Source organism: Aquitalea sp. ASV11 (assembly GCF_016429185.1).
In the GTDB taxonomy this organism is placed as follows: Bacteria; Pseudomonadota; Gammaproteobacteria; order Burkholderiales; family Chromobacteriaceae; genus Aquitalea; species Aquitalea pelogenes.
Window position 1 is genome coordinate 1 of sequence record NZ_JAELUD010000069.1, and the last position, 20457, is coordinate 20457.

A 20457-nucleotide genomic window follows, 5' to 3' on the forward strand; every position below is an offset into this window, starting at 1 on the left:
GCCTGCTGCTGCCGTTCCTGCTGCGCTTGCCATTGCTGCTGCAAGCTGGCCAGCTGTTGCTGCGCGGTGCCCAGTCGCAAACTGGCCTGATGTCCTTCTGCCTGTACCGTTTCCAGACGGGTCTGGATTTCCGCCACGCCCTGACGGGCCGCCGACGCATCTGCCGCATGGTAACGCTCCACCAGCGGGTGCTGTTCCGACCCGCACAAGGGGCAAGGCTGGCCGGGCTGCAACAGGGCGCGCTGGGCTTCCAGCCCCTGAATGCGCAATTCCATTTCCAGCAGGCGCTGGCGGTCAAGCAACTGTTCCTGTAGCTGGCGGTATTGCGCACGCAGTGCAGTCAGGGTCTGTTCGTATTCCGGCAACAGCGCCTGCCTGCTGGCCATGTCTTGCTCCAGCGCGGTCAACTCCTGCGCGCCCTGTTGCAACTGCCCGGCCAATTGCTCGGCCTGTTGCCAGCCTTGTAACGTTTGCCCGGCCTGCTGCCAGTGCTGACGCAATGTCGGCAAGTCTGCCGGCTGGGCCGCCGCCGCTGCCGCTTCTGCCTCTATGGCAGCCTGCGCACTGGCTTCGGCCTGCGCGCAAAGCTGTTGCTGTTGATCAATTTTATGCTGCTGGCTGACCAGTGCCGCTTGCAAATGGCCGTGCTCTTGCCCGGCCTGCACCACGCGCTGTTGCAGCTGGCTTAGCTGACCAAACTGGCTGCGCCACAAGGGCAGCTGACTGCCCAGGCTGGCAAGCTGTGGTGTCGACAGTTGCCGGGCTTGCCATTGCTGCCAGCGCAAGCGGCCTTGTTGCAACTTCTGCTGCAAGCTGTCAACCAGCGAGGTGGCATGGCACAGACCATCCCAGTTCAGTTGCTGCCATTGCTGCTGATCCTGTTGCAGCGCTTCTTCCTGCGTATTCAAGCTGCTGCGGATCTGTTCCAGCCGCTGCTGTCGGCCCTGCCATTGCTGGTATGGCGGCAGGATCTGACTGGCAGCCTCGCCATCTGCCAATTGCTGGCGCTGCCCGGCTGCGGCCTGCTGCGCCTGGCGAGCGCTGTCCAGCTGCTGACTGGCGCTCTGTACCTGCTCTTCCTGCTGGGCCAGTTGGCGGCGCCAGTCCAGTGCCTGCGCCAGCTTTTGTTGCTGTCCAGCCAGTTGCTGCTGTTGCTGCTGTGCGTTTGCAAGTTGCTGCTGCATGGCCTCGCGTTCGGCCTCATCCAGCAGATCGACCGCACCAGCCTGGGTCTGCAATTGTTGCAGGGCCTGGCGGCTGTCCCTTGCCTGTTCGAACACGCGGCGCGACAGCTCGCCGTACAGCTCGGTGCCGGTCAGCTCCTCCAGCAATTCGGCCCGTTCATTGGGACTGGCATTGAGAAAAGCGGCAAAACCACCCTGTGCCAGCAGCATGGATTTGGTAAAGCGGGCGAAATCCAGCCCGGTGATGGCGGCAATCCGTTTGAGCTTTTCGTTGCTGTGGGTAGTGATGATGGTGCCATCGGCCTCGGCCAGCTCCACCCGTGCTGCCTGCAAGGTGCCATCTGCCTTGTCGCGGGCGCGGCGCTGGCTCCAGAACGCACGGTAGGCCTTGCCCTTGACCTCGAACTCCACCTCGGCCAGGCAATCGGCGGTATGGCGGGTCATGATGTCGTTGCTGCTGGCCGATATGGTCTTCAGTCGCGGGGTTTCGTGGTACAGCGCCAGGCAGATGGCATCCAGCAAGGTGGATTTGCCTGCGCCGGTGGGGCCGGTAATGGCAAACAGCCCGTTATCCCGGAATGGCGGGCGGGTGAAGTCGATTTTCCACTCGCCTTGCAGCGAGTTGAGGTTTTTCAGCCGCAGGGTAAGGATTTTCATGCCTGTTCCTCCTGCAGCTGCTGCAATACTTGCCGATAACGCTGGCGCAATGCATCGGCCAGTGGCGCTTCCAGCTCTTCCAGCTGCAAGCGGCGTTCAAACACTTCCTGCGGGCTCAGTTCGTCCAGCGTGCTGCGTTCGGATTGCATGCTGACGGCTTGCTGGCTGCGGGCGCGGCGCAGGCGCAGCAGCTCGGCAGGCTGTCCGTCCAGCATGGCCTGGATACGGCCTTGCAGGTCAGAGAGGTAATCATCGCCCTCCACCGTGATTTCCAGCCACAGATGCTGGTCGGCAGCCAGCCCGGCCAGGGCTTGCGGTATGGCTTGCTGCAGCTGCGCCAGCGTGCCGCGCAGGCTGGCCAGCGGCTGGAAGCATGGCACCGGCAACGCAGTGATGTTGAGTTCTGCCCTCGCACCGGTTTCTATCAGCAGCATTTGCTTGTCCTGACCCAGTTCATCAAAACTCAATGGCAAGGGCGAGCCGCTGTAACGGATATGTGCATGGCCACCTACCAGTTGCGGGCGGTGGATATGCCCCAGCGCGATGTAGTCGAACGGCGGGAAGGCATTGGTGGGGAAGGCATCCAGCGCGCCGACATAGATATCGCGCACCGATTCGCTGCTGCTGGCCCCCACGGTAGTCAGGTGGCCGCTGGCGAGAATGGGCAGTTGCAGCCCCAGCGCTTCGCCGTGCTCACGGGCCAGCTGGTACAGGGCCTGATAATGCGCGGCAATGGCTTGTTGCAAGCCCAGCTGTTTTTCCTCGGCACTCTGGCCAGCCTGGCTTTGCAATACATCACGGGCGCGGATGAAGGGCACCGCGCACAGCAGCGCAGCAGGGTTGCCTGCGGCATCGTGCAGGGTAATCAGCTGGCGCGACAGGTCTTCCTGTACTGCCGGAATGACGGTGCAACCCAGATAGGCCAGCAAGGGACGGCTTTCCTCCAGCGTCGCCACCGAGTCATGATTGCCGCCCAGCAGGATCAGCCGGCAGTGCGCATCATGCAGGCGCACCACCAGCTGGTTGTAGAGTTCCCGTGCATAACTGGGCGGCGCGCCGGTATCGAAAATGTCGCCCGCCAGCAGTACTGCATCCACAGCCTGTTGCTGTACTTGCTGCAACAACCAGTCGATCAGTGCCTGATGTTCGGCCTGACGGCTGCGGCCCATGAAATGCTGGCCCAGATGCCAGTCCGAAGTGTGAAGAATGCGCATGCCATCGCTCTTGCCGGAAAACAGCGCATTCTAGCAAGAGCCGCCGCAACACGCGCGGCTCTTGTCCTGCCCGCTCAGTTGGCCGGAGCCTGATCCGGTGTTTTTTCCCCGGAGGGAGCGGCTGCCGGTGCTGCTGCCTGAGGCGCTGCGACAGCCGGATTTCCACCCAGCAAGCCTGCCATGGACGGCAGCGGGTGACCATTGAGCACCGCGCCATCCCGGTTGAAGCTGAAGTCGGCACTCAGGCGCTGCCCGTTATCACTCAGCCACCCCTGCTGCACCGCGCTCGAGATGCTGGCATCCATCATCTGCGCTGTTCGGGCGGTGTCGGCACTGCCGGCGGCTTGCCCAGCCAGCTCGTTAAGCAGGCCACGATCCAGTTGCATGGCTGCCCTGCCGCTCAGGCGGTCGCGCAGCAGTGGCAGAATGCTTTGCGCGGTCTGCACACCGGTCGGCATGCCATTGCCATCAAAACGCAGCTCCAGACTGCCATGCAGTCCGCCCTTGTCGGTCTGGAAGCCAAACTGGTCGATCCGGAAGGCAGGCGAACTGGCCAGCAGGCTGCTGGCACTGTCCAGCAATACCTGTGCGCTGGCCTGCTGCATGGCCAGCGCATCCGCATTACCGGGGTTGGCATAGAGCTGATTGGCCTTGCTCTGCCAGTCGGCATAACCCTGTTTGTTGATGTTGGCATAAGAGAAGTCCATCCGGGCATCCTTGATGGCAAAGGCATGGTTGATCGGCCCCAGCTGCCCTTTTTCCGCCCGGCTGTGATACAGCATGTCCACCAGACTGCCCTTGTCCTGCATGGCGGCATCCAGCGACAAGCCATTCAGCCGCAGCACCGAATTGTTGTCGACCAGCAGCTCCATGGACTCCAGCTTTTGCTGCGCATCCATCTGCCAGCTGTCCTTGACCGATGCCATGGCGGCCTGATGTCCATCCGCCTGCAAATTGCCCAGCACCAGCTGTACCACGCCACCGGCACCAGCCGGCACGGCCACGCGCAGGGTGGCGCCAGCCATGTTCATCCTGTACTGCATGGGATGGCCGTCTTCAGTCTGAATGGTGGCCAGCAGCTTGCGCAGATCCAGTGCATTGCCATCCGGACTGGCCCAATGTAACTCATCCGCCTTGAGCGTGGTGTCGGTGCGACCGAAGAAGGTTTTGATGCTCCACGCCTCGATGGCCAGAGGATTGCCACTATTATTGCCGCTGGCATCAAGCGGAGTGATGGTGTAGTCGGTACGCGCCCAGCGTTGCAGGGGAATGGCAAACTGGTTCACCTTGTAATCCACGGCAAACCGCAGCGTCTGGCCAGCCAGCGGCAGGCTGTAGCTCACACGGGCACTGGAGCCGAACCAGCCACGGTCGTAATGATCCACCTTCACTGTCCATGGCATCAGTTTGTTTTGCTGCAGGCTGTCGATATCATTGCGGATCTTGTCTTCGGTGCGCACACCCACGATGCCGGGCAGCACCAGCACCCAGCCCAGAACCAGTCCTGTAGCAGCCAGTGCTGCCAGTTTTGTCGTTTTCATCTGCTCCCCTTCATGCTTTACCCTGTCAGCTACACATGCCAAACATGCATAAAGAATAGTAAATAATTTAAAAATGAGGCGCACAAACAAAGAACTCATGATGAAAGACAATAATCAGCGACAACAGAATGGCTGGTGGCAGGCATATGCTGCAAACCAGCAACCACTTCCAACTGGAAATACACACATGAAGCCTGCACATCGCGCGATATGTCTTGGCCTGTTTGTCCTGAGTCTCAACGCAGCCGCCGACACTACCCTCCAAAACCCGACCGCAACCATGACGACCGAAGTTGCGTTTGCTCCCGATCCGGCGGCATTGCAACTGGTACTCAAGGGCATTGCACAAGCCCGGCGCTCCATCCACCTGGCTGCATACGTCTTCACCAGCAAACCGGTGGCCACCGCCTTGCTGGAAGCAAAACGACGCGGCGTGGAAGTAGCGGTGGTGGCCGACATGCAGGAAAACCAGCGCCAGTACAGCGCAACGCGCTATCTGGCCAATCAGCAGCTTCCAGTAAGACTAAACGGGAAATATGCCATTTTGCATGACAAGTTCATGATCATTGATCAGCAGCATGTGCAGACCGGTAGCTTCAACTACACCGCCTCGGCCGCCAGCAAGAATGCCGAGAATGTACTGATCATCTGGAATGCACCGGCTTTGGCTGCGCGCTACGAATCACAATGGCAGCGCCTGTGGCAGGAGGCAGAACCCCTGGCGGCAGCCGACCCCGCTCCGCGTTAAGCGGCAGCCAGTGCTGCCAGCAACTGAGTGGAATGACAGACCTGGCAGTATTCACCATGCAGATTGGCCAGCGACATGGCATGCACTTCATCGGCTGTACGCCAGTTGCCGGCCCAATCCATGCGGCCAAATGTAAAACAGGCATCTTCAGCCAGGTACACCTGGTATCCCAGATTACCCGCCATGCGCACGGTGGCTTCCACCGAGTTACTGGTGGCCACTCCGACAACAATCAGGGTATTGCAAGCCATCTGCTGCAAACGCGCATGCAGGTCGGTACCGATAAAGGCCGAGTTGGTATGTTTGGCCAGCACCCACTCCTCCGGCAGCGGAATGACTTCGGGCTTGAAGGCATGACCGGCCTGGCCTGGCCGATAGGTGGAGCCAGGCTCTTCCGAGTCGTGCCGCACATGGCACAGCGGGCGCCGCTGCTGGCGCCATGCCGACAACAATGCGCCGGCAACAGTTTCTGCCTGCGGGTTGTTACGCGCCCCCCAGCTGGGGTCATCCACCGCACATTGCAGGTCGATCAGCAGCAACAGGCTGTTGTCAGGAATAGGAAATGGCTGCATGCAATACTCCACCGGGATTGATTGTCCAGCTTAACAGCCCCGGCCCCTGTCAAAGCAGCATGCATGACAAATACACGGCCGCAGCCCATGAAAAAACCCACCGGAACGTAAGTCGGGTGGGTTTTTCAGCAGCCGAAGCACCGGGCTTCAGCCATCACACAGGCAAAGCCCGTGAATTACTGCGGCTGTACGTTGGTAGCAGCCGGGCCTTTTTGACCAGCAGCTTTAACGTAGCTTACTTTCTGACCGTCTTGCAGCGACTTGAAGCCGTCTACCTTGATTTCGGAGAAATGTACGAACAGGTCGTCGCCGCCTGCATCCGGAGTGATAAAGCCAAAGCCTTTGGCGTCATTGAAAAATTTAACGGTGCCGGTTTCCATGATATATCCCTGACATAAAAAAACATTAAAAACAGAGCAAATGCTCAAACAACAAGAACTTCAAGGGATAGATATTTGAACAATTAGGCACTCGGGAAGGAGGGACACCACTGTAACGAAATAGGCACAACGCTTGAAATCTTGCAGGACCGTTATACGCACCTCCAGGCTATTGGTCAAACACTATCTGCCAAATTGGCAAAATAAATTGCCGACTACTGAATATCCATTCGATGCATTTACCAGGTTCAGCTCAATGACAGCAAGCCTCTCACCGTTTTTTTTACCAATGTCATGCTGGCAAGCAAGACAGGCATTACCACAATCCGGCACAGACTGATGGTGGCAGCACCCTGAAAAGACTAAGGTGGACATGCCAAGAATGTTTTGGCAAATCCCGCTTGCAGCACTTGCCCACCGCCCCCTCACCGCATTGGCATTCACTCCCCGACCAGCGCCTGAGCCAGACATAGCGGCTGCCCACCCAAGCTTTTGATCAGCCATGCGGCCCGACCCGGCCGCCCGGAGACATATATGTCCTATCCTGCCGCGCACCAGCATGGCGCAGACTCGTCCAATCCCATTCCGAACGGAAGCTATATGTGTCCGTCCCAACTGACGTATTTTCATGACAAGCTGACCTGCAGATTGCAACAGTTGCAGCAGGACATGCACAACAGCAGGCAATTATTGCGTCACCAGGGCAACTGCGCCGACCCCTCCGACCGGGCAAGCCTGGAGCAGGACCATACAATGGAAGTCAAAGTCCACCAGCAGGATAGCCAGTGCATCATCACCGTGATGCAGGCCTTGGCGCGCATTGCCAACGGTAGCTACGGTTGGTGCGAACGGTCCGGTGAGGAAATCGGCCTGGCACGACTCAACGCCCTGCCAACAGCCACCCTCACCATCGAGGTGCAGGACCGACTGGAAATACACAACCGCGCCTACGCCTCCAGTGGCAGCAGGAATTAAACAATTCGTTACGGAAACAATAACATGCACAAATCACTGGCCGATGCACTGGCCATGTCCCTTGTCCTGAAAGTCGCCGCAAGCAATCCCGGCACCATCCTGTCTTTGACAGATGCACAGTCTGGTAGCCATCACGCCCAGTTGCTGGCCGATTTTGTCCGGGACTTTTCCTTGCGCCTGCAAAACGATCTGAGTAACGAACTTACCCTGGCCAATATCAGCAACCTGCTATTTCGCTAGTGGCACCGCCCCTTCCAACAGGACATCAGGTTTTGACCGAGCATGCAGGCAAACCCTGCCGAAAAACAGCCAGTCACACAAGCTGGCCTGCTACTGCAAAGCAGGCGTAATGCATGACCATCCGCCAGAGCCGATAGCCACCTGGCCCGCATTGAAACAAGGTGCCACAGAACAGCGCGCGTCCTATGCGCGCCGCACACCGCTGCACCCTTAAGCGGACAATGCGCATTACAGCGCTGCTTATGCGGCACTGCCGAACCTGCGGCCACGCAGTATTCTGGTGCCGGCCCGCGTGCCCGCCCTCTACTACCAGCGGGCGATGCAGGGCAGCCCGGCTGCGGCCAACACCCTTCGGGGCAGTCCGCATCACGACGATGCCAAGCCGCACTGACGGCTGAGTACCAGCACGCCTCGCCAGGCCAGCTCGTGACTGTCAGCCAGCCAGCGCATTCATTACCATTTCAAACTTGATGATGTTTTATTTATCGATGCCTTATCCCTGCCGGTTCACATAGTAAACCTGGCGGCTTTCACATCGCCAAGGAGTGCGCCATGCCATGGCAAATCATGGAAGCGCTGCTACTGGGCGCAGGCCTGGGCGCACTGGGCGGCCTGCTGGGCATAGGCGGCGGCATTCTGGCCATACCGGTGCTGGCAATGCTGTACGGCATGAACCAGGCCCTGGCCCAGGGCACGGCACTGGTGATGATGACCCCTAATGTGCTGATCGGCTTCTGGTGCCATCGCCAACGCAACCCCTTCCCACTGCGCACTGCTGCGCTGATCGGGCTGCCCTCCATCATCAGCACCTACCCTGCCGCCCAGTTGGCCGTAGACATGAATGCAACCCTGCTGCGGCAATGCTTTGCCGTCTTCCTGCTGTTGCTGGCAGCCTACTTTGCCCTGGCCCCTCAGCAACGCCAGTCCGCTCCACGCCAGCCCTGGCCTGAACGGCTGCTGCCACTAGTCGGGGTGGTTGGCGGCTTGTTTGCCGGTCTGTTCAGCGTGGGGGCCGGTATTGTGGCAGCGCTCATCCTGATCAAGGGTTTCGGCAAGAAACAGGCCGTTGCCCAGGGGCTGGCACTGCCCCTGGTGGTGCCCGGCGCGCTGGTGGCATTGTGGACCTACGGCCATGCTGGCCATATCAACTGGCTGCTGGGCTTACCAATGGCCATTGGCGGCATCTGCACCGTTTCCTGGGGGTGTGGCCTGGGCGCACCGCCTGCCGGAACGACGCCTCAGGACAGTGTTTGCGCTGATGCTGATCGCCACCGCCATCCTGATGCTGTACCAGTCGCGCCGAGCCGCCAAGCAGTAGACGGGTGAGCAAACAGGCAGCCAGAAATTTTTATCAGGGGCTTGACGCTGTAAAACAGCCTCGCTATCATGCCGATCTCTTTTGGAGGGGTTACCCCAGCGGTCAACGGGTCCGGACTGTAAATCCGGCGGCTCAGCCTTCGAAGGTTCGAATCCTTCTCCCTCCACCAGCATTCCCAAAAGGCCCGACATTGCGTTCGGGCCTTTTGCATGCCGTCTGCAGCGGCACCATCCAGCGGGAGACACAGCCATGGCAAACAAGAACGGCAAAGCAGGCAAATCCAGTGCAAGCCAGGGAGCACGCCTGGTCGAACAAAAGCGCTTTCAGCGCACCGAAGAGGCCTGCCGCCGCATCATGGATCAACTGTTTGCCATGCAGCGTGCCAACCGCTTTGCCGAAGGCGAACTTGCGGAAAAATACGCCATCATGGCCGGCATCCACTATCGCAAGGTACGTAATGGCAAGGTAATGAGCCCGGCCGATTTCAATGCCGCGGTGGAAGTGTGCACCGCCGCCCGGCGCTGCCTGCAACAGCTGGATGCCAACCTGCAATTCGACCAGCTGCCGGACAGTGACGGTCTGCAGCAAATATTGCCGCTGATTGATGGCGTGCTGGCCGATTACCAGCAATTGAAAGCAGGACGTCAGCCCTGAGTCTCAGGGCAATTGCCGCTTGAGCAAGGCAGCCAGCTCTCCCCGCGCAGCCAGTGCCTGCAAACCCTTGTCCAGCTGCTGACGCAGCAATTCCGCCCCCGGCATGCGGCGCGAAATCATGAATGAAGCTTCCACCGCTGGCCTGCCCGGCAGCGGACGCAGCACCAGCGGCGGTAGTTGATCCGGCTGCAACACACCCAGCCGCAACAAACCCTGCCACACCTCCCGGTACTCGACAAAACCACGGCAATGCCCGGCGCGCAATTTGCGCAGCAGGTCCGGATAATTGGCCGAGCCCCGGTCCACCTCCTCCGCACGCAAGCCAAAGGCCTGATAATTGAAACCGTTCAGACCACACCATGGTAGCCGGTCGCTACCTGCCAGCATGGGCTGCATGGTCAGGCTCACCGGATGCAATTCCAGATAAGAACGGGTGAACAGGAACTTACTCTCCCGCGCAGGCGCACGGCTCGCAGCCATCACGATCTGCACCTGACTGCCCTGCTCGGCCAGCGCCAGGCAACGGGCAAACGGCATCAGCCGGATTTGCAGGCCGGCCTCCGGCCCCAGGATGGTGCGCAGCACATCCGGGGAAAAGCCCTGCACATCCGCAGCTGATGCAAGCTGGTAAGACGACGGCGGCCATTGGTTATCTCCACCACAAGCCACCACTGCCGCCTCTGCTGGCAGCACGAACATCAGGCATGGCCAGACGCTGCTGATGTGCTGCATTACGGTTGTGAATGCACGTTTCATCCTGGAGCGCACACCTCTTCAAGCGGACAGACTAGCAAGATACCATTAACACAACTGTCATTTCGATATGAAAAAGCATGAAAGACCCTCACAACCTGTACCAGCTACTGGATACACAAGGCATTCACTATCAGCGCTTTGATCACCCTGCTGTCTTTACCTGCGCGGAAGCCAGCACACTGGCACCAATACCCGGCAGTCTGGCCAGCAAGAACCTGTTTCTCAAGGCTGGCAAAACCGGGCGTTACCTGCTGCTGTGCCTGCCGGCCAGCGCAAGGCTGAACCTCAAAGCCCTTGGCGAATTGCTGGCCATCAAGAACCTTGGGTTTGCCTCGGCCGAGCGGCTGCTGGCCACGCTGGGACTGACACCGGGCGCCGTCAGCTTGCTGGCTGTCGTCAACGATTGCGCCGGGCTGGTCGATGTCATTATTGATCAGACCGTGGCGCAGCAGGACACGGTACTTTGCCACCCGCTGGTAAATACCAGCACACTGGCCATCGACACCGGGGACCTGCTGCGTTTTCTTGACAACTGCCGCCACCCGGCACGGGTGATGTCACTGCCCTGCCTGCCAATCTGAACCGCACAGACCGGACAGCCAGCAATGAAAAAGGCTGCCTGCGCCACCAACTGAACCTCGGCAGCACAGGCAGCCCGCCTGAGCAGATGCAACCCGGTCGAATGCTACACGCCAGCCTCGTGGGCTTGTACGTCGGCATGGTAGCTGGAGCGCACCATGGCACCGACTGCAGCGTGGGCAAAGCCCATTTCATAGGCTTTTTCTTCAAACATCTTGAAGGTGTCGGGGTGGACGTAGCGCAATACCGGCAGGTGACCATCGGACGGTTGCAGGTACTGGCCAATGGTCAGCATGTCCACATTGTGAGCGCGCAGGTCACGCATCACTTCGAGGATTTCCTCGTCGGTCTCACCCAGGCCCACCATCAGGCCGGACTTGGTGCGTACTTCCGGATTCTTGGCCTTGTAGTCCTTGAGCAACTGCAAGGAATGCGCATAGTCGGCACCGGGACGGGCCTGCTTGTACAAGCGCGGCACAGTTTCCAGATTGTGGTTCATCACATCCGGCGGCGTGGTGGTGAGAATGTCCACCGCGATGTCCAGACGGCCACGGAAGTCCGGCACCAGGGTTTCGATCTGGGTGCCGGGCGAGGCGGCACGTACCGCGCTGATGCAGTCGGCAAAGTGCTGGGCACCACCGTCGCGCAGGTCATCGCGGTCTACCGAAGTCACCACCACATACTTCAGGCGCATGGCGGCCACGCTCTCGGCCAGGTGCTTGGGCTCGTTTTCGTCCAGCGGATTGGGACGACCATGACCCACGTCGCAGAAGGGGCAGCGACGGGTGCAGATATCACCCATGATCATGAAGGTGGCCGTGCCCTTGCTGAAACACTCGCCGATATTCGGGCAGGTAGCTTCTTCGCACACGGTATGCAGCTTCTGGTCGCGCAGAATCTGCTTGATTTCATGAAAACGCTGGCCAGTGGGCAGCTTGGCGCGAATCCACTCCGGCTTTTTCAGCTTTTCATCCAGCGGCACGATCTTGATGGGAATACGTGCGGTTTTGGCGGCGCCTTTATGCTTGACTCCTGCCTCGTTATCCAACTTCATGCTGTCTCCTTCACCACGGTCAGGTGTTTTTCCAGCTGGGGCAGTAGCAGATCGGCTACTTGCGCCAGGGTTTTATCCACCCCCAAATCCTTCATTTGCGTCACCCTGAGGCCTTCGTAGCCACAGGGGTTGATCCAGCCAAACGGCGTCAGGTCCATGTCCACATTCAGTGACAGGCCGTGATAGACCGCACCGTTCTTGATACGCAGGCCCAGCGAGGCAATCTTGGCCCCGTCCACATACACACCCGGCGCATTGACGTCACCATTGGCGGTAATGCCCTGCCCGGCCAGCATGTCAATCACCGACTGCTCGATGCGGCGCACCAGTTCGCGCACGCCAATATGCATGCGCTTGAAATCAATCAGCAAATACACCACCAGCTGACCCGGACCATGATAGGTGACCTGACCGCCACGGTCGGTCTTCACCACCGGGATGTCGGTAAGGCGCAGCAGGTGTTCCGGCTTGCCAGCCAGCCCTTGCGTGTATACCGGATGGTGCTCCACCACCCACAGTTCATCCGGCGTTTCGGCCGTGCGGGTATCGGTAAAGGCCTGCATGGCCCGCCAGGTAGGTTCATAGTCCACCAGGCCCAAATGCTTGATCAGACGCTGCACGCGCTTGGCTCCACGTTGGTTTAAAGCACCATCTTGACCATGGGGTGGCCAGTGAGCGACAGGTAGATATTATCCAGCTGCTGGCGCGAGGTGGCATTCACGGTAATGGTCAGCGCATAGAAACGTCCACCCGAGCTTTCCCGCAGGGTGACATCATGCTCGGCCAGGTCGGGCGCGTGCACACGCACCACTTCGGTCATGGTGACGACAAATTCGTCGTGACGCTCGCCCATCACCTTCAGGGGGAAGCGACAGGGAAATTCAATGATTTCCTGCTTTTCAGTACTGTTTTCAGCCATGTTCAACTCGATTCTGCAAAGGCAAAAGGCCCGCATCACCCGATGCAGGCCATTGCCGAACCCCGGCAGGCGGGGCGTCAATCAAAAGCCGGTTTACTTCCAGCCCAGCATCAGCTTGATGCTGTCCCACAGGCGGCTGAAGAAACCACCCTCTTCCACGGCCTGCAAGGCAACCACCGGGCGCTCCAGCAGCGGCTTGCCATCCAGGCTCACCACCAGCTTGCCTACTGTCTGACCGGCCTTGATCGGGGCAATCAGCGGCTGCATGGTGGACATGTCCGCTTTCAGCTGAGCCGACTGACCTTTGGCCACCGTGGCGAATACATCCTGGGCAAAGCCAACCGGTACCGACTTGGCTGCGCCCTTGTAGACCGGCACTTCGGAAACAGGCTTGGATGCGCTGTAAAGTTTGGGCGTTTCGAAAAACTGCAAGCCGTAATTCAGCAGTTTGGCACTTTCGTTGGCGCGCGCCTCCGGGCTGGCCGTACCCACCACCACCGAAATCACCCGGCGGCCATCGCGATGGCTGGAGGTAATCATATTGTAGCCGGCGGTATCGGTGTAACCGGTTTTCATGCCGTCGACGTTGGGGTCACGATACAGCAGCAGGTTGCGATTGGGCTGGGTAATCTTGTTATAGGTGAAGGACTTGATGGAGTAAGTGGGGTAGAACTCCGGGAAATCACGGATCAGCGCAGCGGACAGGATGGCCAGATCATGCACGGTGGTGTAGTGATCGGCATGCGGCAGGCCGGTGGCATTGCGGAACTGGGTATTCTTCATGCCCAGTTTCTGCGCCTGCTGGGTCATCAGCTGGGCGAACACTTCTTCACTGCCGGCAATGGCTTCGGCCAGGGTGACGCAGGCATCGTTACCGGACTGCACGATCATGCCCTTGATCAGGTCATCCACCTTCACCGGCACTTTCGGGTCGAGGAACATGCGCGAGCCGTCGGTTTTCCAGCCACGGTTGGACACGGTCAGCATCTGGTCCAGCGACAGGCGCTTTTCCTTCACCGCCTTGAAGGTGAGGTAGGCGGTCATCAGCTTGGTCAGCGAGGCCGGTTCCACGCGGGCATCCGGGTCTTGGGCGGCCAGCACCTGGCCACTATTGAAATCGACCAGATAAAACGCCTTGCCGGCAATCTCGGGCACAGGCGGAACAAAGGCAGCGGTCGCGGAGGCAGCAACAGGCATGGCCAGGCTGGCGGCCAGCAAAATTCGGGTGATGGTGGTTTTCATTGAGATCGACAACGGGTGAGGGGTACAAACAATAGCCGGTGATTATACACGTCCAGACTGCAACGTTGACCGTAAATGCCCGGTTTTGGCGCAATTGGCCGTCAATAACGACCTGCTTGCGGCAATGCAGCATGAAAATGGCGACACGGCTTCCCGGCGGCTTGGAGTTCCTGCTACTCTGACAGTTCAATAAAAAAGCACGACAAGGACATCGGCATCACCATGCAAGACAAGCAAGACTACCTGGAGCGCATCCTCACCTCCCGCGTCTATGACGTCGCAGTGGAAACCCCGCTGGAAACCGCCAACAACCTGAGCCGCCGTACTGGCAACACCATTTTGCTGAAGCGCGAAGACCTGCAACCGGTGTTCTCGTTCAAGCTGCGTGGCGCCTACAACAAGATGGCCAAGCTGACGCCGGATCAGCTGGCCAACGGCGTGATTACCGCCAGTGCCGGCAACCACGCCCAGGGCGTGGCGCTATCGGCCAGGAAGATTGGCTGTGAAGCCATCATCGTGATGCCGGTAACCACCCCGCAGGTGAAGATTGACGGCGTGACCAGCCGTGGCGGCAAGGTAGTCTTGCATGGCGAATCGTTCAGCGATGCCTATCAGCACGCCATGAAACTGGTAGCCGAAACCGGCAAAACCTACATCCCGCCGTTTGACGACCCGGACGTGATTGCCGGGCAGGGCACCATCGGCATGGAAATCCTGCGTCAGCACCCCGGCCATATCGATGCCGTGTTCGTCGCCATTGGCGGCGGCGGTCTGGCTGCCGGCGTGGCCAGCTTCATCAAGCGCCTTAAACCGGAAATCAAAATCATCGGCGTACAGCCGGTGGATTCGGACGCCATGAAGCAGTCCATCGAAAAAGGCGAGCGCGTAGAACTGAAAGACGTGGGCCTGTTTGCCGATGGCGTGGCAGTGAAGCTGGTGGGCGAAGAAACCTTCCGCATCTGCCGCGAGTTGCTGGACGAAATCATGCTGGTGGATTCCGACGCCATGTGCGCCGCCATCAAGGACATTTTCGAAGACACCCGCTCCATCGTGGAGCCGGCCGGTGCACTGGCCGTGGCGGCCGCCAAGGCCTATATCGAACGCGAAGGCTGTAGCGGCCAGACGCTGGTGGCCATCAATTGCGGCGCCAACATGAACTTCGACCGCCTGCGTCACGTGTCGGAACGCTCCGAGCTGGGCGAGCGCCGCGAAGCCATCATTGCCGTCACCATTCCGGAAAAACCGGGCAGCTTCAAGCAGTTCTGTTCGGTGATCGGCAACCGTAACATCACCGAATTCAACTACCGCTTTGCCGACCCCGGCACCGCCCATGTGTTTGTCGGGGTGCAGATCAGCGGCAAGCAGGATTCGGAACGCATCATTGCCGAACTGAAAGCCAACGGCCTGGAAGGGCTGGACCTGACCGACAACGAGCTGGCCAAGCTGCACATCCGCCATCTGGTAGGCGGCCATGCCCCGCAGCTGAAGGACGAGCGCGTGCTGCGCTTTGAATTCCCGGAACGCCCGGGCGCGCTGATGCGTTTCCTGGAAGGCATGCAGACCAACTGGAACATCAGCCTGTTCCACTACCGCAACCACGGTGCCGATTATGGCCGCGTACTGGTAGGCATTCAGGTGCCATCCAGCGATAATGCCGAGTTCCAGCGCTTCCTGGATGGTCTGGCCTACCCCTATGTGGAAGAAACCGACAACCCGGCCTACAAGCTGTTCCTGGGCAAGACCATCCGCTAACCCTGCCTGCCGGCGCACAATGCCGGCAGCAGACTCTTGCTACAGGCATTGCACATGATTCAAGCCGTATTGTTCGATCTGGACGGCACCCTGGCCGACACCGCGCGCGACCTGGGCGCCGCCCTCAACCGTCTGCTGGCCGAAGAAGGCCTGCCGCCGCAGCCCTACTCCGCCATCCGCCCGATTGCCAGCCATGGCGCACGCGGGCTGGTGAGCCTGGGCTTTGGCATTGATCGCGAACATCCGCGTTTCGAAGAATACCGCCTGCGTTTTCTAGACCACTACGAGCACAGCTTTGCCGACGAAACCGTATTGTTCGACGGCATCAACAGCATGCTGGACGGCATTACCGCCAAGGGGCTGACCTGGGGCATCATCACCAACAAGCCGATGCGTTTTACCGACCGGCTGGTGCCTGCCCTGCCCTTTAGCAGCCGCCCGGCCGTCACCGTCAGCGGAGATACGGTAGGCGTACCCAAGCCGGACCCGGCACCCATGCTGCATGCGGCCAGCCAGATCGGCATTGCTCCGGAGCACTGCCTGTATGTGGGCGATGCCGAGCGCGACATCCAGGCCGGCCGCGTGGTGGGCATGAAAACCGTACTGGCCAGCTGGGGCTATATCTCGGCGCAGGATCAGCCGGAACAATGGGGTGCCGACATCAGCATCAACCATCCGCTGGAATTGCTGCAGCACCTGTGAGCCAGAATCAAGCAAGCACCACAACCCGCATGTCGCCACCGGCCAATGCGGGTTTTCTTTTGCACGATTAAACACCAATAAGAAACAATATCTTGAACAGACTGATATTTTTCACATTACGAGTAATCAATACACTGCATCCATCCGCTGACTGACAGCGCAAACCCGACAAGGATGCCTTCCATGAAACACTTCGCCCTCACCCTGCTGGCCCTGAGCTTCAGCACCGCCGCCCTGGCCGCCCACCACAGCAGCTACCCCAGCAGCGCCGATGTCAGCGCCTGGCAAGCCGAACAAGCCGCCATCCGCGCCGCCGACGCACAATTACCGGCAGCGCGCCAGGCCGAAATCGCCCGTGACAATGCCGCCTGGCAGGCTGCGCTGCTGCAGAAAAACCAGCACAACGCCGGAATCAATCACTAAACGACAAGTACTGACAGACAAGGCCGTCCATCATGACCCGCTACCAACTGCATATCGCCGCACAGCACACCAGCCTGGCTCAGGCGGCACAACCGGCCCACAGCATGCCGACAGGCTGGCAGTCGGCACTGCCCGTTGACAGTCACACACTACTGCCAACGGCTGCCGGGCTGGAGATGGCCATCATGCAGGTGGAAGACGCCATCAGTGCCAGCTGGCCACAGCGCCTGGCACTGGACACGGTGTACAGCAGCGATGCGGAACTGCGGCAACTGGCCAGCCTGTGCGGCGTGCCAGACACCGCTGGCAGCCGGCTTGAGCGCCAACAGGTAGAAAACCTGTTCTCGCGCCTGGCCAATGCGGTGGAAGGCGGCCTGGCCAGCGGGCTGCCAAGCACACAGGCAGCCATGGGCAGCTTGCTGATCTTGCGCGAGCTGCTGCACCATCTGGACATTGCCAGCATCACCCTGCTGGAGCCAGACGCCTGACAAGGGCTGCAGGCAAAGAAAAGCCGCCGCCAGATCACTCTGGCGGCGGCTTCTTGTCCATCCGGCTGCGTCAGCAGCGTGATGGCCGGATCAGAAAGGGTAAACCACTTCTGCCGGCTTGAACTCGCAAGGCTTGTCGGACGGTGCGGCGTCGTGCATCTCGGCCTTGCTGTCGGAAATTTTCTTCCAGGAACCACCCAGGCTGCAGGCAAAATCCTGGCCCAGTTCCAGTTCACCAAACGTCGATGGCAGTACCGGCTCTTCACAGTGCGGGCACAGATTACCGGCCGGCCCAGTCAGTTGGGCCCGGCTGGATACCTCGTCACACCAGCAACATTTGATTTGATCTTCAGTCATCTTTACTTCCCGTTACCTTGGCTTGTCATGTCGGAATGACGCGAATGGAGCGGGATTATACCCGTCTTGAGGCAAACCGACGAATGCCATGTACGGCATCAGGCAGCGTGACTGGCCGCGCGGGCTGAAAACAGGCTAACAGCGGGCCGTGCGTAATAGAAACCCTGCAACAGCGCAGCACCTGACTGCACCACCAGCTGGTGCTGGGCTTCGGTCTCCACTCCTTCACACACCACCTGGGCACCCAGTGCCGCAATCATGCTGATCAGCCCCGGCAAAACGGTACGAGCCCGCGGGTTCACCATGGATTGTGTCAACAGGCTGCGATCGAGCTTGACCAGATCCGGCGTCAATTGCCACAGCCGGTCAAAATTGGAATGGCCGGCACCAAAATCGTCGATGGCAATGCGGAATCCCTTGCGTTTGTAGCTGTTGATGGCAGCATCCAGCAAGGCGAGGTCTTCTATTTCCGATTCGACAATCTCCAGCACCACCTGCTCGGGTTGCAGGCCACAATAGCCCAACAGGGTTTCGAAGGTGGTGCCATGCTTGCCGCTGGCAATGCTGAGCAAATGCCGCCCGTGTACATTCAGGAACAGCAATTCACCGGTATCGGCCTGGCTGGAAAAATTCAGCGCATGCACCACCCGGCTCAGCCGGTCCAGATACACCAGTTCCTCTGCACCGCCGGCGCGGGCAAAAAAACGGTCGATGGCCATGGGCTGGCCCTCATGGTCGGTCACCCGCAACAAGGCCTCATGAGCAAACGGCTGACCGGTGTGCGCATGCATGATGGGCTGGAATGCACTGTACAAGCGTAATCCACCATACATGGCGAAAGCGCCATGGTCGGAAAAACTGAGCGTGGGCCGGTGCTGGGCAACCCCCACCGGCCATTGATTGAAATAGCTCAGCAAACGGTTCAACTGCATGCATGTCCTATCTTGATTTCACTGCCTGATGGCCAGATCACCACCAGCGGGCCTGGCACCCTGCTTCAGGCCGCTTTCAGCCGGTGCAGGATGCTTTCGTCATCAGCACTGGCAACATAAGTGGCAAAACCATGGCGCGCATAACTTTGCTGCAGGGCCTGCAAACGGTCGGGCTGCTCAGCATAGTCAGCAGGCAGGACAAAGCCGATTTGCAGCTCCGGCATGGCCAGCTGATCGACAATCTGGCGAAACACCCGTCCGTGGTCCTGACTCACCCGTTCCAGCAAGGCCACGGAAACGGGCAATAACAGGATTTTGTCCTGATGCTGGCCGTGCAGGTAATTGAGCAGATGCAGGCAACGGATGAAGCGGTCCAGCACTACCGGCGTTTCGCTCACCCCGGTCAGGCGCGACAACACCTCGCCGCCAATCGGCTCGCCACCGGGGGCCACGGCATGCAGGCTGGCCAGCACACCAAGCGGCTCACCGGCAGCATCGCTGACCGGTGCAAAGCGGCTGGCGAGCCTTACCTTGAGGAACTCCCCCACCACTTCTCCATCAGCGGTATTCCATAACGGAAATTCCATGAAGTAAGCGGGATGGATGGTGTGCAAAAAACGTGTGAGCAATGGATTCATGAGCGGCCTGACCGGCGGCAGGCATTAATGCGTATTGGTGTATGACAGCATCTGGCGCAGACACGGCCTCCCTGCACTCTAGCCGCTACCGCCGCAGAAGAAAAATCATCAATCTTCAATTCGACATGCATTTATCTGCTATCGACTGCACAAATCCGTCGCAAGCGCATCCCGGAACACAAATCGACATGCCGGTATTGATATGACGCAAACTCTGCAAAAGTCATGCTGGACGCAATTTCCCCTGGCCGGGATACTGCCTGCGTTAATCCTCCTCCATCCTATGGAACTTGTGCCCACCCCTTGCCGGGTGGGCAATTTTTATTCCACGGATGCTTTTGCCTTCCTCCCCGGTTGCACAGGCGGTAAGGCTCCGGTACAAATCGGTCAGATTTGTTGCTGCATCTGGCAGGGCTGGCCTATTCAGGCCGTCGGCAGAACACCGCCCCTTGCCATGCTCACTCTTTTTTCTGCTTCCACTACGGCGGGCCATTACCGCCATTTCATCCAGACAAAACATGTGCAGCCTGCCCGGCCCTCTTGTTTCCGGGCACGGGCAGCCACCACCGGCAAGGCAACACGATGATCAGTGAAGAAATCACCCTGCGCAAACTGCAGACCCTGGCCGCCTTTGTCGCCACCGGCAGCCTGCCGCGCACGGCTGAACGCATGCAGATGAGTACGGTGAGCGTGCACCGTGCCCTGCATTCGCTGGAAGACGCCATGCGCTGTGCGCTGTTCCGCCACGAGGGCCGTCGGCTGATTGCGCTGCCTGCCGCGCTGGCACTGGCCGAAGCAGCCGAGGACGCCGAGCGGACACTGGAAAACGGCATCCGCAAGGCGCGGGAAAAAGCCGGCTTTGGCGCAGCGCAGCTGAAAATCGGCGCCATGTATTCGCTGACGGTGGAGCTGATTCCACGGCTGGTGATGGGGGTGAAGCTACGCCGCCCGGAACTGGCCATCGAATTGCAGCTGGGTTCCAACGCCCAGCTGCTGGACAAGCTGCACAGCCAGACGGTGGACGCCTTGCTGATGTCGCTGCCGGACGAGGGCAGCCTGCCGGGCCTGCTGGCCGTACCGTTGTTTGAAGACCAGCTGTATCTGGCCTCCTCGCTGACCAGCCCTGCGCCTG

Annotated in this window: 24 protein-coding genes and 1 tRNA gene; 12 read left to right on the forward strand and 13 right to left on the reverse strand. The window is 59.6% G+C overall.

Annotated features, from left to right (window positions below; genetic code table 11):
- From JHD62_RS17520 to JHD62_RS17530, 3 genes are all read right to left on the reverse strand, one after another.
- Nucleotides 1-1841 (reverse strand): AAA family ATPase (locus tag JHD62_RS17520; protein ID WP_199103979.1); only part of this gene is annotated, 1841 nt, incomplete at its 3' end.
- On the reverse strand, nucleotides 1838-3055 hold the full coding sequence (gene sbcD / locus JHD62_RS17525) for an exonuclease subunit SbcD (RefSeq protein WP_199103980.1): 1218 nt from the start codon (nucleotides 3053-3055) through the stop codon (nucleotides 1838-1840). The genes JHD62_RS17520 and sbcD, both read right to left, overlap by 4 nt.
- Before the next feature lie 74 nt (nucleotides 3056-3129).
- Nucleotides 3130-4596: a DUF945 family protein gene (locus tag JHD62_RS17530; protein ID WP_199103981.1), complete on the reverse strand. Its 1467-nt coding sequence runs from the start codon at nucleotides 4594-4596 to the stop codon at nucleotides 3130-3132.
- Between the two features lie 187 nt (nucleotides 4597-4783).
- Here JHD62_RS17530 and JHD62_RS17535 point away from each other — a divergent pair, with 187 nt between their 5' ends.
- Nucleotides 4784-5344: a phospholipase D family protein gene (locus tag JHD62_RS17535; RefSeq protein ID WP_199103982.1), complete on the forward strand. Its 561-nt coding sequence runs from the start codon at nucleotides 4784-4786 to the stop codon at nucleotides 5342-5344.
- Here JHD62_RS17535 and JHD62_RS17540 read toward each other — a convergent pair.
- Nucleotides 5341-5916, reverse strand: coding sequence for a cysteine hydrolase family protein (locus tag JHD62_RS17540; RefSeq protein ID WP_199103983.1), 576 nt, complete (start codon nucleotides 5914-5916; stop codon nucleotides 5341-5343). The two genes, JHD62_RS17535 and JHD62_RS17540, sit on opposite strands and share 4 nt — an antisense overlap.
- Before the next feature lie 176 nt (nucleotides 5917-6092).
- Complete coding sequence (locus tag JHD62_RS17545; RefSeq protein ID WP_045844829.1) at nucleotides 6093-6296, reverse strand: cold-shock protein; 204 nt, start codon at nucleotides 6294-6296, stop codon at nucleotides 6093-6095.
- 534 nt (nucleotides 6297-6830) lie between these two features.
- Between JHD62_RS17545 and JHD62_RS17550 the strand changes: the two genes are divergently transcribed.
- The 5 genes from JHD62_RS17550 to JHD62_RS17570 all read left to right on the forward strand — a co-directional run bounded on the left by JHD62_RS17550 (nucleotide 6831) and on the right by JHD62_RS17570 (nucleotide 9483).
- Nucleotides 6831-7271 carry a TraR/DksA C4-type zinc finger protein gene (locus tag JHD62_RS17550; protein WP_199103984.1) on the forward strand — a complete coding sequence of 147 codons (441 nt, stop codon included), beginning with the start codon at nucleotides 6831-6833 and terminating at the stop codon, nucleotides 7269-7271.
- Nucleotides 7272-7295: 24 nt separating this feature from the next.
- Nucleotides 7296-7511, forward strand: coding sequence for a hypothetical protein (locus JHD62_RS17555; RefSeq protein ID WP_199103985.1), 216 nt, complete (start codon nucleotides 7296-7298; stop codon nucleotides 7509-7511).
- Nucleotides 7512-8063: 552 nt separating this feature from the next.
- Nucleotides 8064-8837 (forward strand): sulfite exporter TauE/SafE family protein, encoded by a 774-nt coding sequence (locus JHD62_RS17560; RefSeq protein WP_233161063.1) that lies wholly within the window; start codon nucleotides 8064-8066, stop codon nucleotides 8835-8837.
- Between the two features lie 75 nt (nucleotides 8838-8912).
- A tRNA-Tyr gene (locus JHD62_RS17565) sits at nucleotides 8913-8998 on the forward strand.
- A gap of 80 nt (nucleotides 8999-9078) precedes the next feature.
- Entirely contained in the window at nucleotides 9079-9483 is a 405-nt protein-coding gene (locus JHD62_RS17570) for a hypothetical protein (RefSeq protein ID WP_199103986.1), read from the forward strand.
- A 3-nt stretch (nucleotides 9484-9486) separates the two neighbouring features.
- Here the strand turns inward: JHD62_RS17570 and JHD62_RS17575 are convergent, their stop codons facing one another.
- Nucleotides 9487-10239, reverse strand: coding sequence for an ABC transporter substrate-binding protein (locus tag JHD62_RS17575; protein ID WP_199103987.1), 753 nt, complete (start codon nucleotides 10237-10239; stop codon nucleotides 9487-9489).
- Nucleotides 10240-10316: 77 nt separating this feature from the next.
- On the opposite strand from JHD62_RS17575, the gene JHD62_RS17580 reads away from it, so the two are divergent.
- Nucleotides 10317-10820: a prolyl-tRNA synthetase associated domain-containing protein gene (locus JHD62_RS17580; RefSeq protein WP_199103988.1), complete on the forward strand. Its 504-nt coding sequence runs from the start codon at nucleotides 10317-10319 to the stop codon at nucleotides 10818-10820.
- 104 nt (nucleotides 10821-10924) lie between these two features.
- On the opposite strand, the gene lipA is transcribed toward JHD62_RS17580, so the two are convergent.
- The 4 genes from lipA to JHD62_RS17600 form a co-directional block, all read right to left on the reverse strand.
- Nucleotides 10925-11872: a lipoyl synthase gene (gene lipA, locus JHD62_RS17585; RefSeq protein ID WP_045844835.1), complete on the reverse strand. Its 948-nt coding sequence runs from the start codon at nucleotides 11870-11872 to the stop codon at nucleotides 10925-10927.
- On the reverse strand, nucleotides 11869-12492 hold the full coding sequence (lipB, locus tag JHD62_RS17590; protein ID WP_062787754.1) for a lipoyl(octanoyl) transferase LipB: 624 nt from the start codon (nucleotides 12490-12492) through the stop codon (nucleotides 11869-11871). The genes lipA and lipB overlap by 4 nt, the downstream gene beginning before the upstream one ends.
- A gap of 20 nt (nucleotides 12493-12512) precedes the next feature.
- Complete coding sequence (locus JHD62_RS17595) at nucleotides 12513-12791, reverse strand: YbeD family protein (protein WP_045844888.1); 279 nt, start codon at nucleotides 12789-12791, stop codon at nucleotides 12513-12515.
- A gap of 93 nt (nucleotides 12792-12884) precedes the next feature.
- A complete protein-coding gene (locus tag JHD62_RS17600; protein WP_199103989.1) occupies nucleotides 12885-14033 on the reverse strand; it encodes a D-alanyl-D-alanine carboxypeptidase family protein in 1149 nt (382 codons plus the stop codon).
- A 222-nt stretch (nucleotides 14034-14255) separates the two neighbouring features.
- Here JHD62_RS17600 and ilvA point away from each other — a divergent pair, with 222 nt between their 5' ends.
- The 4 genes from ilvA (at nucleotide 14256) to JHD62_RS17620 (ending at nucleotide 17398) form a co-directional block, all read left to right on the forward strand.
- Entirely contained in the window at nucleotides 14256-15785 is a 1530-nt protein-coding gene (ilvA, locus tag JHD62_RS17605; RefSeq protein WP_199103990.1) for a threonine ammonia-lyase, biosynthetic, read from the forward strand.
- Between the two features lie 54 nt (nucleotides 15786-15839).
- Nucleotides 15840-16487, forward strand: coding sequence for an HAD family hydrolase (locus tag JHD62_RS17610; protein WP_199103991.1), 648 nt, complete (start codon nucleotides 15840-15842; stop codon nucleotides 16485-16487).
- 183 nt (nucleotides 16488-16670) lie between these two features.
- Nucleotides 16671-16910 carry a hypothetical protein gene (locus JHD62_RS17615; protein WP_199103992.1) on the forward strand — a complete coding sequence of 80 codons (240 nt, stop codon included), beginning with the start codon at nucleotides 16671-16673 and terminating at the stop codon, nucleotides 16908-16910.
- A 32-nt stretch (nucleotides 16911-16942) separates the two neighbouring features.
- Nucleotides 16943-17398, forward strand: a complete 456-nt coding sequence (locus JHD62_RS17620) for a hypothetical protein (protein WP_199103993.1) — start codon at nucleotides 16943-16945, stop codon at nucleotides 17396-17398.
- A 90-nt stretch (nucleotides 17399-17488) separates the two neighbouring features.
- On the opposite strand, the gene JHD62_RS17625 is transcribed toward JHD62_RS17620, so the two are convergent.
- From JHD62_RS17625 to JHD62_RS17635, 3 genes are all read right to left on the reverse strand, one after another.
- Complete coding sequence (locus tag JHD62_RS17625; protein ID WP_045844841.1) at nucleotides 17489-17755, reverse strand: hypothetical protein; 267 nt, start codon at nucleotides 17753-17755, stop codon at nucleotides 17489-17491.
- A gap of 98 nt (nucleotides 17756-17853) precedes the next feature.
- Nucleotides 17854-18687, reverse strand: a complete 834-nt coding sequence (locus tag JHD62_RS17630) for an EAL domain-containing protein (protein WP_199103994.1) — start codon at nucleotides 18685-18687, stop codon at nucleotides 17854-17856.
- Nucleotides 18688-18752: 65 nt separating this feature from the next.
- Nucleotides 18753-19325 (reverse strand): hypothetical protein, encoded by a 573-nt coding sequence (locus JHD62_RS17635; RefSeq protein ID WP_199103995.1) that lies wholly within the window; start codon nucleotides 19323-19325, stop codon nucleotides 18753-18755.
- A 582-nt stretch (nucleotides 19326-19907) separates the two neighbouring features.
- On the opposite strand from JHD62_RS17635, the gene JHD62_RS17640 reads away from it, so the two are divergent.
- On the forward strand, nucleotides 19908-20457 hold a 550-nt coding region (locus JHD62_RS17640; protein WP_199103996.1), incomplete at its 3' end, for a LysR substrate-binding domain-containing protein.